Source organism: Phyllobacterium sp. YR531 (genome assembly GCF_000282595.1).
Taxonomy (GTDB): Bacteria; Pseudomonadota; Alphaproteobacteria; order Rhizobiales; family Rhizobiaceae; genus Phyllobacterium.
Genome location: NZ_AKIZ01000016.1, coordinates 141867 through 157671 on the forward strand (window position 1 = coordinate 141867; position 15805 = coordinate 157671).

The window sequence follows — 15805 nt, forward strand, 5'->3', positions numbered from 1 at the left end:
TTAGTCTTTAGGCGGCTCGGCGGGAATAGGCAAAGTCGTGCCACCTTGCAGGCTGATGCCATGACGGCGGGGACGGAATGCCCGAGCAGTTGCCGGCTCGCGGCGCAATACAGGGTGGACCACTTCCTGCTTCTTATGAAATGCGTAAGCACGCAAGATTTCAAAGTAATTGCGGAAGACGTAACCGCCATTCATTCGCTGCCATTCTTCTCGCTGTTCGTCATAAATTTGTGGTAGATCATACCAAGGCGCCGTTGGACGTTTGTGGTGGACGAAATGCAGATTATTGTTGAGAAACAGCAGAGCAAGAGGCGACTTCTCTACAATGATGGTTCGCCCGTCCGGGCGTTCGGACCATTGGTGTTCGCAATAGGTGCGAATGGCAATGATCGACAATCCCAAATAGGCAGCGGTCAAGGCATAAATCCAGACAGGTATACCAAATGCGAACCACACTATAGCGAGCATTGGCGCTAAACCCAGCAGATGCAGAACCCAAGCATTGCGTGTCTTACGTTCCCCACCCTTGATCAACTTGAATTCACTAATAAGAAATCCGACGACCATTAAAGCTGGGCCAATCACCACCCGCCCTATCAGCGTATTGTTCCAATTCAGCAAGATTTTCAAAGCCTTTGGCAGTTTCTCCCAATCCCCTAAAGCACGAAAATAGCTTTCAGGATCGTCATAAGGGTCAGTCAAGCGCTCATCAGCGTGGTGCTTGAGATGCAGATGCTTATACCGCCGAAAAGGATAAAAAAGACCCAAAGGCAGTGAAACGAGTAACTCGTTGATCGTGCCATTGCGTGTCGGATGGCCATGCAGAGCTTCATGTTGCAACGAGGAATGAAAAGCGACAGCAACCGCCATCAATATAAGTGCCAGAACGGGCATTAGTGCATAAAGGTAAAGTCCGGCAAAAAACCAAAGGCCGTAACATAAAACCATTAAGCTTACGGTAGGCCATTCAACAGTACGGCGCCGTTTCTGATTTGCAGCTACAGATGATGCAGTTGAGGTATGTCTTTCTGATTCCATGTTTTTCATGGTCTCACTGTCAGGAACTGTCAGCAATGATACAATTGCGCCTATGTGTTGATTTTGCGCACCAAATAATGCAATTGTGGTATATTGTAAACAAATGGCGACCAACACCATGGATAAGCGCGACCTTTCACGTCTATTTCAAGCGCGAATAAAAAGCCTCCTTAATCGCAGCGGCGATAACCAGTCGGCTTTTGCCCATTCCGTTGGCATTGACAGATCCGCACTTTCACAACTTTTGTCGGGTCAGTCGACGCGTCTGCCGAGGGTAGAAACTTTACTTAATATTGCGGAGCGCCATTCCGTTTCGCTGGATTGGTTGCTTGGCCTCAGCCAAGATGAAGGAATTACCGGCGAACTGCGTCCAAGCATGGAGATAGAAGAGGGACCCGATAATTTCGAACGCACGCTTCTGGTGCGTTGGCATGCCGAAGCCACCGGCAGCAAAATACGGTATGTACCTGCACGTATCCCTGACCTGCTAAGAACACCAGCCGTTATTGCCTACGAAACATCAATGGTCCATCGCGACCCTGCCGCCCAGATGAGCGAAACTGCTTTTCGCCTCGATTATAATCGACAGCCAGGAACAGATATGGAAGTCTGCATGCCCATCCAGACCTTGCATGATTTTGCATCGGGATACGGCATTTGGAATGAACTGACCAAAGAGGTTCGAGCCGAACAGCTTGAACATATGTCTGGTTTGCTGAACGAGCTTTATCCTTCGTTCCGTCTATACCTATTTGATGGGCGAGAAAAATTCTCGGTGCCCTATACGGTTTTCGGACCTTATCGGGTCGCCCTTTTCGTAGGCGGTATGTACTTGGTGCTTAATACCACGGAAGCCGTTTTGACCATGCAGCGGCATTTCGATGGTTTGATCCGCGTTGCCAAGATTAATGCCCATGAGATTGCCGATTATGTGTCGTCACTGGCAATCAAATAATCCCAGCGTCAAACCTTGTCGCAAATGAGAATTGACCACATATAAAGACTTCTTTATATCGATATACTATCGATCCAGAGGACGTTCTCATGACCATTGCAAATCCGCTCGCCGACCTGATTACTGAAAAAGGTATACTACTGGCAGACGGAGCCACAGGTACGAATTTATTCGCCACAGGCCTCGAAGCGGGTGAAGCGCCGGAACTTTGGAACGAGGCACAGCCTGATAAGATCATTGCGTTGCATCAAGGATTTGTCGACGCCGGTGCCGATATCATACTTACAAACTCATTTGGTGGAACACGTCATCGCCTAAAGTTGCATCACGCGCAGGACCGCGTTTTTGACTTGAACAAGGCAGCCGCAGAATTGGCACGCAGTGTTGCTGATAAGGCTGGGCGAAAAGTTATTGTCGCGGGTTCTGTTGGCCCCACGGGCGAGCTGCTCGTTCCACTTGGTGCTCTTACTGAAGAAGAAGCAGTCACAGCCTTCACCGAGCAGCTGGAGGGATTAAAGGCTGGCGGAGTCGACGTGGCTTGGATTGAGACCATGTCTGCACCCGGTGAAATACGTGCAGCGGCAGAGGCAGCTGTTAAAGTCGGCTTGCCTTATGTTTACACCGGCTCTTTCGATACGGCCGGAAAAACCATGATGGGTCTGCCACCTAAAGAGATTCACGGTGTAGTTGATGGTTTAGCGGAGCGTCCGGTAGCGGTCGGTGCCAATTGTGGCGTTGGCGCGTCTGATATTTTGGCGTCACTGCTCGACATGACCGCAGCAGATCCATCTGCAACGATCATAGTAAAAGGAAATTGCGGTATTCCTGAATTTCGTGGCGCCGAGATTTTTTATTCAGGCACTCCTGAACTTATGTCGGATTATACACGTCTGGCGATCAACGGCGGCGCAAAAATCATTGGTGGCTGCTGCGGTACGTCATTCGAACACTTAGCAGCAATGCGCAAGGCGCTGGACGGGCATAAGCAAGGCGCCCGCCCGACAGTCGAAGAGATCATCGAGATCATCGGGCCAATGCGCAACAAGCTTGCCGCCCATGCAGATGACATGCCGAAACGTGAGCGGCGTGGCAGACGCGGTTAATTTTCAAGCGAACGCAGACATGTGGAAGCGTTGTTGATCCTGCAAATAAGCATGTTCCTGACCAACAGGGCACGCAAGTCGTGCCTTGCAGCCATTATCCATACATTCAAAGCCTTGGCTTGAAAGATAATCGCGACAACGACCCACTTCAAAGCTATTTTCGCTAAAGGCATTAACGGGGCAGGCAGAAAGACAAGGCTTTTCCAGACAGATATCGCAAGGATGTGTAAGCGAACTTGGCTGTGGCATTTCTATTTCGTAATCAAACAGCAATGCACCTCTGAAAGCATGCCAAAGCCCGTACTGGGGATGGATCAGTAATCCGAGAGGTGATGCAGTAAGTCCTTCTGCCCGCTTCGCCCACTGCTGGAATGGTTGATAGGGCTGATCTGAAGGAAAAACGGCGATTGCACCAACTTGACTGGCGACATTGAACAGTACTTCTTTTGACCAGGTGTCGAGCGGATCAGTTACATTTGAATGAGTTCGTCGCCATTCTACGAAATGCGGCCATATCGCCGATCCGAAGTGCCCTACCATGATCACACTTTTTGATGCTACGTGACCAATCATGGTCGGTGCTTGTGTTTGCTGATCAAAAACAAAGCAGCCACGCGGAACGAGACCAAAAGGTCCCAATCCGGCAGCTACTCTATTCAGCATTTCATCAGCACTCATCCCTTGATATCCTACCCCTTTACTGCCGAGGCCCAGACATCCTTATGGATAAGATCGGCCACTTTAGCCCGGCCATCTTCGGGCTTCTTTCAGGTGAAGGCGTCGGGCATTGACGCCTTCTTCTTGGCAATGAACTCTTTCAAGGATTCATCAATTGATGGATCGAGATATGGCGCTTCATATGTTTCCAACCAGCGACGAGCAAGCTCGTTAGCGCGTTGATCGGCACGCTTCTCGCCCTCAGCGAGCCATTGCTCGTAGGAATTATTATCCGCGATGTTCGACCGATAAAAGGCCGTCTGAAAGTTCGCTTGGGTATGGTCACACCCAAGATAGTGGCTTCCGGGTCCGACCTGCCGGATTGCATCCATGGCCTGACCATTTTCAGAAAGATCGACGCCTTCAGCGATTTTCTGAGCCATCCCCAGCTGATCGATGTCCATCATGAACTTTTCATAGGAAGAAACCAGTCCACCTTCCAGCCAGCCTGCTGCGTGCAGTACAAAATTTGTACCTGCCAAGAGTGTTGAGTTCAAAGTATTAGCACTTTCGTATGCCGCTTGCGCGTCAGAGACTTTCGAAGCACAAAGTGAGCCACCTGTACGGAATGGCAAGCCGAGCCGCCGTGCAAGTTGTGCTGCACCGTAAGACACAAGCGACGGTTCTGGCGTACCGAACGTCGGTGCTCCAGATTGCATCGAGATTGATGAGGCAAATGTTCCGAAAATTACTGGCGCACCGGGACGGATAAGCTGTGTAAACGAAGCACCCGCCAAAACCTCCGCCAAGACCTGAGTCAATGTCCCAGCAACAGTTACTGGGCTCATTGCGCCGGCAAGAATGAACGGCGTGACAATACAGGCCTGATTGTTACGAGCGTAGACTTTTAGTGCGCCCAACATGGTCTCATCGAAGACCATAGGCGAGTTTGCGTTGATAAGGCTGGTCAGCACGGTGTTCTGGTCAAGATAATCTTCACCGAACACCAATTTGCACATTGATATCGTATCTTCCGCTCTCTCCGGGGCGGTGACGGAACCCATGAACGGTTTGTCAGAATACTTGATATGAGCATAGATCATATCAAGATGACGCTTATTTACCGGCACATCCACAGGCTCGCAAACCGTACCACCTGAATGATGGATGGATGGAGCCATATAGGCGAGTTTCACAAAATTCTGGAAATCGGCGATTGTCGCATATCGGCGATTGCCATCAAGATCGCGAACGAAAGGGGGACCGTATACAGGCGCAAAAACTGTCGCTTTACCACCAATTTGCACTGATCGTTCCGGATTACGCGCATTCTGCGTATAGATTGAAGGCGCCGTTTTCAGAAGCGATCGTGGCAAGCCTTTGGGGAAATGGACACGTTCACCTTTGATATCAGCGCCAGCTTCTCTCCAAAGCGCTAAGGCTTCTGCATCGTCGCGAAACTCAATACCGATCTCTTCCAGCACCGTGTCGGCGTTGGCTTCGATGATCGCCAATCCTTCTTCATCCAGCACTTCATAGGTATTGATCTTGCGGGTAATATAGGTCAGCGATTTACCAGGGCCGCCGCCGGATCGCGCTGCACGACGCGCAGCGGCACCCGCACCAGCGCCCCGTCCGCGACGGCCACTGCCTGTTTCCGTTTCAGCGGAAGCATCAACTGACGTATCCTCACTCATTTTCTTCTCCTCAGCGCTTCACAAGCGCAGATTTTTCTTCAACTCATCAAATCCTAGCGGCACAGCTTGCAAGAGCGTTTCCGTGTGCGGCACCGGGTGGCGCATCGGAGACAACCAACAGTCGTTTTCGTCATTTACGAGGTCGCATTTAAGCAATGTGTTTTCAGCAACTTGCCCGATATGATAGATAAACGCCAGAACCGTTGTTGACATCTGCTTGAGGCGCGAAAGGAAGCATAGAAATGGCCGACGATGAAATCATTCTTTCGGAGCTTTCAGACGACGAACTTGTCGAGCAAATGCACGACGATCTTTACGATGGCCTAAAGGAAGAAATCGAAGAAGGCACCAATATTCTGCTTGAGCGCGGATGGGTACCATATCGAGTGCTCACCGAGGCACTTGTGGAGGGAATGCGTATTGTCGGCGAGGATTTCCGCGACGGTATTCTATTCGTACCTGAAGTGCTGCTATCAGCCAATGCGATGAAAGCGGGAATGTTCATCCTGCGCCCCCTTCTTGCAGCTACAGGCGCACCCAAACAGGGCAAGCTAGTTATTGGTACCGTCAAGGGGGACATTCACGACATTGGTAAGAACCTTGTCGGCATGATGATGGAAGGTGCAGGGTTTGATGTCATTGACCTGGGCATCAACAATCCCGTCGAGAATTATCTGGCGGCAATTGAAGAACACAAGCCGGATATCCTTGGAATGTCTGCCCTTCTAACCACGACAATGCCTTACATGAAAGTCGTTATCGATACGATGAAGGAAAAAGGTATTCGCGAAGACTACGTTGTTTTGGTCGGCGGCGCTCCTCTTAATGAAGAATTTGGCAAGGCAGTTGGCGCTGACGCCTATTGTCGCGATGCGGCGGTAGCTGTTGAAACCGCCAAATCATTCATGAAACGCAAGCACAATCAAATGTCTGGAGCATGAGAAACAAAACGGCCACATTTTATTGTGGCCGTCCGGTTCTTGGGAAAGATGGTATACGCCCTTATTGGGCAGAATTGGCAACTCGCTGACCAGCACTTTGGGTAGCATTTACAGTATTTGCTGTGTCTGCTCCAACACCTCGGATAGTGTTAGCGCAGCCTGCAAGTGTAACAACAGCAAGGATAGCTGCAATCGGAGCAAGGTGTGATAGTTTCATGGAAATGTCTCCCGTTCTGATAAATTAAATCCAACGTTCGCATAACGCGATGGAGCAACATCGGTTCCATGAATGTTAGCCGAAACCAGAAAATTCGACCTGAGACTGTTAGGGTCATTGCTTGCGGCATGATTGCGCGCGAGATCTTGGCTATACGTCAACAATTTGACTTGGAGCATTTGCAACTCACCTGTCTCCCGGCAGAGTATCATCATTACCCCGACAAAATTGCGCCGTCGGTGGAACAGGCGATAAAAAAGGCCAAGGCTGAAGGTGTAAAGAATATTTTTATCGGCTATGCGGATTGCGGAACAGGCGGGCTTCTGGACCGTGTTTGCGAAAAGCATGGTGTCGAGCGCATTGCTGGTCCTCATTGCTTTTCTTTCTATGCGGGCAATGATCTTTTTGCGGCGCAATGGGATGAGGACATGACGTCATTTTTCATGACAGATTTTCTGGCGCGACATTTCGATGCCTTCATGGTTAGACCTTTAGGCTTGGATCGTCATCCTGAGCTGCGCGAAATGTATTTCGGCAACTATAGGAAGATGATCTACATGGCGCAGACGGATGATCCGGAATTGAGCATCAAGGCCAAAAAGGCTGCTGAGTTTTTGGGACTGGCTTATGAGCGGCGATTGACCGGATATGGTGACCTCGTACCCGCCCTCAGGGCCGCAGCAAATCACTAAACACATCCTTGCCATAATATGGGCGGGTTCAAATCATTTCTGCTGTAGATGATTCCAACAGGAAATTTCTCTGTATGCGCCTTCCCATTTTGACATTCTTCATCATCTGTGTTGCCGGATCTGCTTATGCGGACGGCGCGATTAACAGTATCATTACCGCGTCTGACAAGGCGCGTCTTGAAACTTACGAAACAACGAAATCGCAGGCATTGGACGAAGCCAGAAAGGGCGGCGAGCCAGCGGATGTGGCAAAACTCAACGAGACTCTCTCAACGCCGACGCTTGGCTTTAGTGAAGATTTCGATCTCACGGGAAATTGGCAGTGCCGCACTACCAAACTTGGAAAGACAACACCTCTCGTAATTTATGGCTGGTTTAAATGCCGGATTACTGACGACGGTGCCGGTTGGCTACTCGAAAAGATAAGTGGATCACAACGCACTAAGGGCCGGTTCTTTACCGATAGCGACACTCGCTTAACCTATCTTGGGAGTGGTTATGTCGCGGGAGAACAGCCAAAAAAATATGGTGCGGGTGCCGACACTGACGAGGTGGGGTATGCTTACAGAACATCAAAGGATTCTTTCAGGATCGAGTTTCCGGCACCAGCACGAGAGTCACTTTTGGACATTTTGGAGTTGAAGCGTTAAATCCCTTTCGTCATTGCAATGTCACCAAGCTCACGCCATATGCGTCGAAAGCATGGGCAAAGACGAAACGATGACTGCAACTGATGGAAATGAAAAACTGATCGCTGACGATGCAGTAGACGGGGTTCAAGCTGATAACGATCCGCGTCCCCTCTCGCAGGTATTCAAGGATCTCTCCCTTTCGGCAAAGGCCCCCGTCTCTTTCACGGAGCTTGAAGAGGCATTTACTGATCGCAGTTTTGCTGCACTGCTGACGTTCTTTGCAATTTTGAATTTGCTGCCATTACCGCCAGGCACGGGTATCGTAACTGGGATACCGCTTGTCCTTGTATCGGTCCAAATGGTCATGGGACGAGAATCCGTCTGGCTGCCTTCTTTTTTACGCTCCAAATCAATTTCGCCTGAGCGCTTCAAACAGGTTTCAGACAAAGTTGTGCCTTGGTTACAGTGGCTTGAACGCTTTATAAAACCTCGTAATTGGCCGTTTGGGCGCAAACAAGGCGATCGCTGGCTTGGTGCTTTCACCACGATTTTGGGCATGTCAGTCGTTCTACCAATGCCTCTTTCAAACTGGCTGCCGGCACTTGCAACTGCTATTGTCGGCATAGCCTTGTGCGAACGCGATGGGAGATTGTTGTTTGCCGGTCTCACGATAGGCATAGTCTCCATAGGTATAGTTGCCGGGTTTGCCTTCGTTGCTGCCAGTGTAATTACTTATGCTGCAAGTTTTTGGCCGTTCTGATAGCTCGTCGCAAAAACGCCACCCCGATACGTCGCATTTGAGTGCCCGGGCGTCGTGAGATAGCTAGCTTTCCCCCGTATTTTCCGGCAAAACCGTCCTTGTCGGAGGATAGATTGCATGGCTGATCTCATTGTCGTTTATTGGCGGGACATACCTGCTCAGGTAACCGTCAAAAAAGGACGCCAGGCAGCTAAACGCGAGCTCCCCCTTCGCTTTACTGAAGCTATAGATATGTGCGCGATGCGCATAGGTGCCAAAGATTCAGACGCCTATCTTGCGGAATGGCGCCGCGGCACGCCAGTGCCTGTGAGTGATGATCTTGAGACCGAGGCTGATGCAGCCCTCGCCCGCATTGACAATGATTACGACCGGGAACGCCTTGTGGCGCTTGTAAAGGCAGGTGGACATGACAATTCATGAGTTGAGAGCGAAGCCAATGACGAAAATCGCAGCATCAATTGAAGTCGCAGCGCGCCAGGCTATCGAATCCCAAGACCTTCCAGGACTTTTTCCGGCTGGTACAAGGGTCTATATTACCGATATGGGCAGCGACAGCGTTGATACTCTGACATCCGCAGCAAAGCGTATTCATGATCTTGGCTATAAGCCTATTCCACATTTTGCTTCTCGCCGCCTCTCGACCAAGTCCGCGTTGGAAACCCGTATCCGCCGCGCTTCAGAGGAAGCGGGTGTTACGGATGTGCTTGTCATCGGCGGTGGCCTTGAGCGTCAGGCTGGTGAATTCTCCTCCACAATGCAGGTGCTCGAAACCGGTTTTTTTGACAAATACGGCATTACTGAAATGGGTGTTGCCGGTCACCCGGAGGGCAGCCCAGAATTTTCTGAAGCGGTTGCTCTTGAAGCCCTCCGCCTTAAGAAGAACTTCGGCGAACGTACGGGTGCCCACCTGCGCGTCGTGACACAGTTTGGTTTTGATGCCGACCGCTTCATTCGATACTCAGAATCGCTACGCGAGCACGGAGTAGATTTGCCAGTACATCTTGGAGTTGCCGGACCAGCAAAAATCACGACGTTGATCAAATATGCTGCAATGTGTGGTGTTGGCAATTCCATCAGCTTTCTGAAAAAGAATGCTCTTTCTCTGACTGCGCTCGCCACAAGTCATTCCCCTGAAGGGGTCGTGGGCCCGATCGAGCAACATGCAATCGCTAACCCCTCATCTGCGATCAAGCAGATACACGTCTTTCCATTTGGCGGCTTGAAGAAATCTGCAGAATGGCTAACGGATCGCGGTTCATGGGATTTGAATACAAGACATTTCCAAGCTGCAAACTCGGCCGCGAATTAAGGATTCTTGAATGACCCGTACGATCGTCGCCTCGGCGACCAGAGAGATCATCATCGGTTTTGATCAGCCCTTCTGTGTGATTGGTGAGCGGATAAATCCAACCGGGCGCAAGAAACTTGCTGCTGAAATGGTGGCCGGGAACTTCGACACGGTTATCAAGGATGCCTTGGAACAGGTTGCTGCTGGAGCAACCATGTTGGACGTAAATGCTGGCGTCACAGCAGTTGATCCAAATGCAACTGAACCGGATCTTCTGGTTAAGACACTAGAAATCGTGCAGAATCTTGTTGATGTACCTTTGTCGATTGACAGTTCGGTAACGGCGGCCATCGAAGCTGCCTTGCGTGTTGCCAAGGGGCGTCCTCTGGTGAACTCTGTCACTGGCGAAGAAGAAAAGCTTGAGGCAATTCTGCCTCTCATCAAGAAGTATAATGTCCCTGTCGTAGCTATTTCGAACGATGAGACCGGTATTTCAATGGATCCAGACGTGCGGTTCGCCGTCGCCAAGAAGATCGTCCAGCGGGCTGCCGATTTTGGCATTCCGGCTCATGATATTGTCGTTGATCCGCTAGTCATGCCCATTGGGGCTCTCGGAGATGCCGGGCGTCAAGTCTTTGCCCTACTTCGCCGCCTGCGCGAAGAGTTGAAGGTCAATACGACCTGCGGCCTATCAAACATCTCTTTCGGTCTGCCGCATCGTCATGGCATTAATGCTGGATTTATTCCAATGGTTATCGGTGCGGGCATGACGTCAGCAATCATGAACCCTTGCCGTCCGCAGGAAATGGAAGCTGTTCACGCCGCCAATGTTTTGAATGGCACGGATGCCAATTGTACCTATTGGATCAAGAAATACCGCGACCACCAACCGGCGGCGGGCGGCGCTGCACCGGCAGTTTCAGTTCCAGCAGATTCCGGGGGTGGTCGTCGACGTGGTGGACGTGATGCGCGACGCGGGGTCGCAAGCTGAACGGTTTGCACCTGATATCAAGCCTAACATAGAAAGGCGAAGGGCGGAAACGCCCCTCACCTCGAAAGTTTTGGAGCACCGATCGTGAATGCACCCGTCAAAACGCCTGAAGCCTCAGCAAAAGAAGCGCTTGTGCTTTTTATGCCTTCTGGCAAGCGCGGCCGTTTTGCTGTTGGCACACCAGTATTGGAAGCTGCACGCACGCTCGGCGTTTACGTCGAAAGTGTTTGCGGCGGGCGTGGTATTTGTGGGCGTTGCCAAGTTGAAGTGCAGGAAGGTCGTTTCGCCAAACACGGCATAACTTCTTCAAATGATCATATTTCAGAGTTTGGACCTAAAGAGCAGCGTTACGCCGAAAAGCGCGACCTGAAGCAAGGCAGACGCCTGTCTTGCTCCGCAACAATCCTTGGCGATCTTGTAGTTGATGTTCCGCAGGATGTGCAGGTCAATGCTCAAGTCGTACGCAAGGATGTTGATACACGCGTTATCGAACGCAACCCTGCAATCCGCATGTGCTATGTCGAGGTTGAAGAGCCTGACATGCACAAGCCGCTTGGCGATCTGGACCGGCTGAAAATAGCGCTCGAAAATGAGTGGGGATTTCATAACATTGACGTGGATACTCATCTTCTCGCAGACGTTCAGAAAATATTGCGCAAGGGTGAGTGGGGCGTCACGGCTGCTATTCATCACGATGAAGAGACATCACGCCCAACCATGATCGGCCTTTGGCCGGGGTTGAAGAACGAAGCATATGGTATTGCGTGCGATATCGGGTCCACGACAATAGCGATGCATCTGTCATCGCTATTGTCTGTTCGCACGATTGCTTCTGCAGGTACTTCCAATCCACAGATCAGGTTCGGCGAAGACCTTATGAGCCGCGTCTCTTATGTCATGATGAACCCCGATGGACGTGAGGGCATGACAAGCGCCGTGCGCGGAGCCATCAACGAATTAATTGACAGAGTCTGCGCTGAAGGCGGCATAGCCAGGGAAGATATTCTCGATGCAGTTTTCGTGGGCAATCCCATTATGCATCACCTTTTTCTGGGTATTGACCCTACGGAGCTCGGTGGAGCACCATTCGCGCTTGCTGTTTCCGGTGCAGTTCATCTCAAATCGTCCGACATTGGTCTTCCCATGAACCCGGGAACACGCGTTTATATGCTCCCGTGTATTGCTGGGCACGTTGGTGCCGATGCTGCCGCAGCAACACTTGCGGAAGGCCCTCATCGTCAAGATGAGATGATGCTGCTTGTCGATGTTGGCACAAACGCGGAAATCGTTCTTGGCAATCGCCATCGCACCGTCGCAGCGTCGTCTCCCACCGGCCCCGCATTTGAAGGTGCGGAAATTTCTGGCGGTCAGCGGGCAGCGCCGGGCGCAATTGAACGTGTTCGCATAGATCCCATCACTCTGGAGCCTCGTTTTCGCGTTATAGGTACAGAACAATGGTCCGACGAACCCGGCTTTGGCGAAGCTGTGCAAATCAGCGGCATTACTGGCATATGCGGCTCAGCCATTATCGAGGTGGTCGCCGAAATGTACCTGTCCGGAATAATCTCCGAGGATGGTGTGATTGATGGAAGTCTTGCTGCCCGATCCTCACGCGTCATGGCTACAGGCCGAACCTTTTCCTATCTGTTGCGTGAAGGCGCGCCGACGATAACCATTACTCAGACAGATGTGCGCGCTATTCAATTAGCGAAAGCGGCGCTCTACGCTGGCGTCAAGCTGCTCATGGACAAGCTCGGAATAGATCATGTCGACCAAATCCGTTTTGCTGGAGCCTTTGGGTCATTTATTGATCCCAAATATGCGATGGTTCTTGGTCTTATCCCCGACTGCGATCTTGATAAGGTTCTAGCGGTTGGCAATGCGGCAGGCACCGGCGCTCGAATGGCTTTGCTCAATCGCAACTACCGTCGCGAAATAGAAGATACGGTTACGCGCATTGAAAAGATCGAAACCGCGCTCGAACCAAAGTTTCAGGAGCACTTCGTTTACGCAATGGCCATGCCAAACAAGGTCGACCCCTTCCCCAAACTTTCAAAAGTTGTAACTCTGCCACAACGAAAAAATGTTAGCGAAGACGGCATTGTGGGTGACGCCACACCACGCCGCCGCTCTCGCGAAGACCGTGCCGCGCGTAGAAGTCGCGATTAGCTTTGTACCTTCGGGAATTTCCGCTATCAAACAGCCGAGATGCTTGATTCTGGAAACAATCACTTATGATAGCCTGTTTTGATATTGGTGGATCGGCCATCAAGGGGGCAGTAGCTTATTCTCGAGAGGATATTCGGCCATTGCCGAAAGTACCTACTCCGCTTCATGATTTCGACCTCTTTGCCACAGCAATCGAACAAATAGCACACGACGGCGGGGTTGATCCGGGAAGTCTTATTTCCATCTCAATCGCAGGCGTCGTTGATTCAGATACCGGCAGAATTACGTGTGCCAACATCCCATGCATACATGGACGTCGATTGGTTGCAGACCTTAGCGAAAAACTTAACCGGCCTGTCTTAGTGGCAAATGATGCTGACTGTTTTGCGCTTTCCGAAGCCGTGCTTGGCGCTGGACGCGGACATCGAATTGTCTTCGGTGTTATTTTGGGAACAGGCGTCGGTGGTGGCTTGGTTATAAATGGCAAAATTCATGAAGGTGCTGGTGGTTTTGCCGGTGAATGGGGTCATGGTCCTGTTTCAGCTACGCTCGCGGGAAATCCTCCCGTCACCATCCCTCGTTATGCTTGCGGCTGCGGTCAAATCGGTTGCGTGGACGCGGTGGGTGCGGCTCGCGGCATGGAAAGGCTTCATGCACATATCCATGGCGTTTCCCTTCCCAGTACAGAGATTATAGCTGCATGGGATGCCGGCGACAACGAAGCTACCCGAACAATTGATGTGTATATCGACGTAGTCAGCGGGCCCTTGGCGATGACAATCAATATCGTTGGAGCGTCAGTTGTACCGGTTGGGGGAGGACTAGCCAATTCACTCCCACTGATCAGGCGATTAGACGAGGCAGTTCGAGCGCGCATCTTGCGGCAAACCGATAAAGCGCTGGTAATCCCTGCAGAGTTGAAAATTGAACCCGGCCTAATCGGTGCTGGGGTTTTAGGGTTAATGGATTTGGAAAAATGACTGTTCTACTTGAAGTTTGCGTGGACAATCCAGAAGGATTGGCTGCTGCCATTCAAGGCGGTGCTGATCGTGTAGAGCTTTGCTCGGCACTTGATCTTGGAGGTTTGACGCCTACACCTGGTCTGATTGGACAAGCCAAAGCGTCGCCAATCCCGATCTATGCAATGATCCGTCCGCGGCCCGGCAATTTTGTTTTTAGTGAAACCGATATTGATGCGATGTTGCGAGAGATAGACACCATCCGATCCAATGGCCTTACGGGCGCGGTTTTTGGAGCCAATCTGGCTAACGGTGCCTTGGATTACAAAACGCTTGGGCGTTTAATCCGGCAGTGTGATGGACTGAAAGTTACGTTGCATCGCGCATTCGACCTTGTTCCTGATATCGCAGAAGCCATCAACATCGCTATCGAGCTGGGTTTTGAGCGAATTCTAACCTCCGGGCGAGCGCTCACCTCTGTTGAAGGCATTGATGATCTGAAGCTGATATTTGAGCTTGCTGAGGGTAAAATAAAAATCATGCCCGGCTCAGGCGTTAACATCAGCAATGCCGGGATGCTGCTTGATTGCATTCCATTCTCGGAAATCCATTCGTCATGCTCAGTTTCCCTGCCGGCTACAAGTGATGCTGCGAAGCGGCTCGGATTTGAAACCGCATCGCAAAAACAAACCAGCAAGGATGCCGTTCGGGCGTTAAAGGACTTTTGCCTTAGCAGGTAAGCTTTCCAGTACGCTCATAACCTTCAAAATAAACCCTAAGATGCTGGGCGACAGCCTTTATGTGAGCACCAGCGTTCTTTGTCACAAGCATACCAAGTTTGGACTCTCCAAGTTCAGGCAGTCCATGTTCTGGTCCAAGCTGCACCATATTCTCATCCAGAAGAAATTTTGAGAAAGGGGCAACTGCGAGATCAGCCACAATGGCGGCACGCTGTCCCATGGTGTGAGCACTCATATAGGCCACACGGTAATCTCTACCCATGCTCTCCAGCGCTTCAATGGCATTGGCGCGCCAGATGCACCCTTCCTCCCACATGGATAATGGTAAAGGTGTACGTTCATGGGCATTGCCGCATTTAGCGCCTGCCCAGATGATATCCTCAGTCATCAAGACTTCGATTTCGTCGAGCCTCGCCAGTGTTTCATTAACGTTCACCAAGGTGACATCAAGGCGTTGTTCATCCAGTCGCTTGCGAAGATTGTTACTCTGATCGATCACGACATCAACGGTTACGTCCGGGTGTGATTCAGCGAAACGCTTCAGTACGAACGGGAGAACCCTTTCTCCAACGTCATCGGGAGCACCGAGACGTACGACACCCGAGACTGTAGGAGCGATGAATTTGGCCACTGTCTCGCGATTGAGAGACAGCATACGCTTGGCATAACCAAGCAGTATTTCACCGCTTGGTGTCAGCTTCACTGACCTCGCATCCCGCTCCAAAAGCACGTGCCCAAGGATCTCTTCCAGTTTTTTTATCTGCATAGACACTGCTGATGGCGTGCGGAAAACTGCATTCGCTGCGCTGGAAAAACTTCCGGTCTCAGCAATCATTGCAAATGTACGCAAAACGTCCAGGTCTAGGATAGGTATCGGATGATGCATTGGTGCTGACATGGCGTCACCTCCTCCATCAATTTTTCTGAATCATACCATTATCTAATTTCGTTTGATTGAACATTAAA

At 50.9% G+C, this 15805-nt stretch carries 17 protein-coding genes; 12 read left to right on the forward strand and 5 right to left on the reverse strand.

Features of this window, described 5'->3' with window-relative positions; translation table 11 throughout:
• Window positions 1–1038, reverse strand: a complete 1038-nt coding sequence (locus PMI41_RS07810; protein ID WP_008123509.1) for a fatty acid desaturase — start codon at window positions 1036–1038, stop codon at window positions 1–3.
• Window positions 1039–1156: 118 nt separating this feature from the next.
• On the opposite strand from PMI41_RS07810, the gene PMI41_RS07815 reads away from it, so the two are divergent.
• Both PMI41_RS07815 and bmt read left to right on the forward strand, forming a co-directional pair.
• Complete coding sequence (locus PMI41_RS07815) at window positions 1157–1993, forward strand: helix-turn-helix transcriptional regulator (protein ID WP_008123510.1); 837 nt, start codon at window positions 1157–1159, stop codon at window positions 1991–1993.
• An 89-nt stretch (window positions 1994–2082) separates the two neighbouring features.
• The gene (gene bmt, locus PMI41_RS07820) at window positions 2083–3096 is read left to right on the forward strand and encodes a betaine--homocysteine S-methyltransferase (RefSeq protein WP_008123511.1); all 1014 of its coding nucleotides are present in this window, start codon (window positions 2083–2085) and stop codon (window positions 3094–3096) included.
• Between the two features lie 3 nt (window positions 3097–3099).
• Here bmt and PMI41_RS07825 read toward each other — a convergent pair whose 3' ends face one another.
• Together PMI41_RS07825 and PMI41_RS07830 are read right to left on the reverse strand one after the other, a co-directional pair.
• On the reverse strand, window positions 3100–3774 hold the full coding sequence (locus PMI41_RS07825) for a hypothetical protein (protein WP_008123512.1): 675 nt from the start codon (window positions 3772–3774) through the stop codon (window positions 3100–3102).
• An 89-nt stretch (window positions 3775–3863) separates the two neighbouring features.
• Window positions 3864–5450, reverse strand: coding sequence for a trimethylamine methyltransferase family protein (locus PMI41_RS07830; RefSeq protein WP_008123514.1), 1587 nt, complete (start codon window positions 5448–5450; stop codon window positions 3864–3866).
• Window positions 5451–5692: 242 nt separating this feature from the next.
• Between PMI41_RS07830 and PMI41_RS07840 the strand changes: the two genes are divergently transcribed.
• Window positions 5693–6391, forward strand: coding sequence for a cobalamin-binding protein (locus PMI41_RS07840; RefSeq protein WP_008123516.1), 699 nt, complete (start codon window positions 5693–5695; stop codon window positions 6389–6391).
• Between the two features lie 61 nt (window positions 6392–6452).
• Here the strand turns inward: PMI41_RS07840 and PMI41_RS24600 are convergent, their stop codons facing one another.
• The gene (locus PMI41_RS24600) at window positions 6453–6608 is read right to left on the reverse strand and encodes a hypothetical protein (protein WP_008123518.1); all 156 of its coding nucleotides are present in this window, start codon (window positions 6606–6608) and stop codon (window positions 6453–6455) included.
• Window positions 6609–6676: 68 nt separating this feature from the next.
• Here PMI41_RS24600 and PMI41_RS07845 point away from each other — a divergent pair, with 68 nt between their 5' ends.
• From PMI41_RS07845 to PMI41_RS07885, 9 genes are all read left to right on the forward strand, one after another.
• The gene (locus PMI41_RS07845) at window positions 6677–7300 is read left to right on the forward strand and encodes a DUF1638 domain-containing protein (protein WP_008123519.1); all 624 of its coding nucleotides are present in this window, start codon (window positions 6677–6679) and stop codon (window positions 7298–7300) included.
• 74 nt (window positions 7301–7374) lie between these two features.
• On the forward strand, window positions 7375–7950 hold the full coding sequence (locus tag PMI41_RS07850) for a DUF4893 domain-containing protein (RefSeq protein WP_008123520.1): 576 nt from the start codon (window positions 7375–7377) through the stop codon (window positions 7948–7950).
• A 70-nt stretch (window positions 7951–8020) separates the two neighbouring features.
• Entirely contained in the window at window positions 8021–8692 is a 672-nt protein-coding gene (locus PMI41_RS07855) for an exopolysaccharide biosynthesis protein (RefSeq protein ID WP_157179336.1), read from the forward strand.
• Window positions 8693–8809: 117 nt separating this feature from the next.
• The gene (locus tag PMI41_RS07860) at window positions 8810–9112 is read left to right on the forward strand and encodes a virulence factor (protein WP_008123522.1); all 303 of its coding nucleotides are present in this window, start codon (window positions 8810–8812) and stop codon (window positions 9110–9112) included.
• Window positions 9113–9128: 16 nt separating this feature from the next.
• A complete protein-coding gene (locus PMI41_RS07865) occupies window positions 9129–10001 on the forward strand; it encodes a methylenetetrahydrofolate reductase (RefSeq protein ID WP_008123523.1) in 873 nt (290 codons plus the stop codon).
• Window positions 10002–10011: 10 nt separating this feature from the next.
• On the forward strand, window positions 10012–10971 hold the full coding sequence (locus PMI41_RS07870; RefSeq protein WP_008123525.1) for a methyltetrahydrofolate cobalamin methyltransferase: 960 nt from the start codon (window positions 10012–10014) through the stop codon (window positions 10969–10971).
• 141 nt (window positions 10972–11112) lie between these two features.
• Window positions 11113–13140 carry an ASKHA domain-containing protein gene (locus PMI41_RS07875; RefSeq protein ID WP_081497120.1) on the forward strand — a complete coding sequence of 676 codons (2028 nt, stop codon included), beginning with the start codon at window positions 11113–11115 and terminating at the stop codon, window positions 13138–13140.
• Between the two features lie 65 nt (window positions 13141–13205).
• Complete coding sequence (locus PMI41_RS07880) at window positions 13206–14120, forward strand: ROK family protein (RefSeq protein ID WP_008123528.1); 915 nt, start codon at window positions 13206–13208, stop codon at window positions 14118–14120.
• Window positions 14117–14839, forward strand: a complete 723-nt coding sequence (locus tag PMI41_RS07885; RefSeq protein WP_008123529.1) for a copper homeostasis protein CutC — start codon at window positions 14117–14119, stop codon at window positions 14837–14839. The genes PMI41_RS07880 and PMI41_RS07885 overlap by 4 nt, the downstream gene beginning before the upstream one ends.
• Here PMI41_RS07885 and PMI41_RS07890 read toward each other — a convergent pair.
• A complete protein-coding gene (locus PMI41_RS07890) occupies window positions 14829–15737 on the reverse strand; it encodes a LysR family transcriptional regulator (protein ID WP_008123531.1) in 909 nt (302 codons plus the stop codon). The genes PMI41_RS07885 and PMI41_RS07890 overlap by 11 nt on opposite strands.
• Window positions 15738–15805 lie beyond the last annotated feature (68 nt).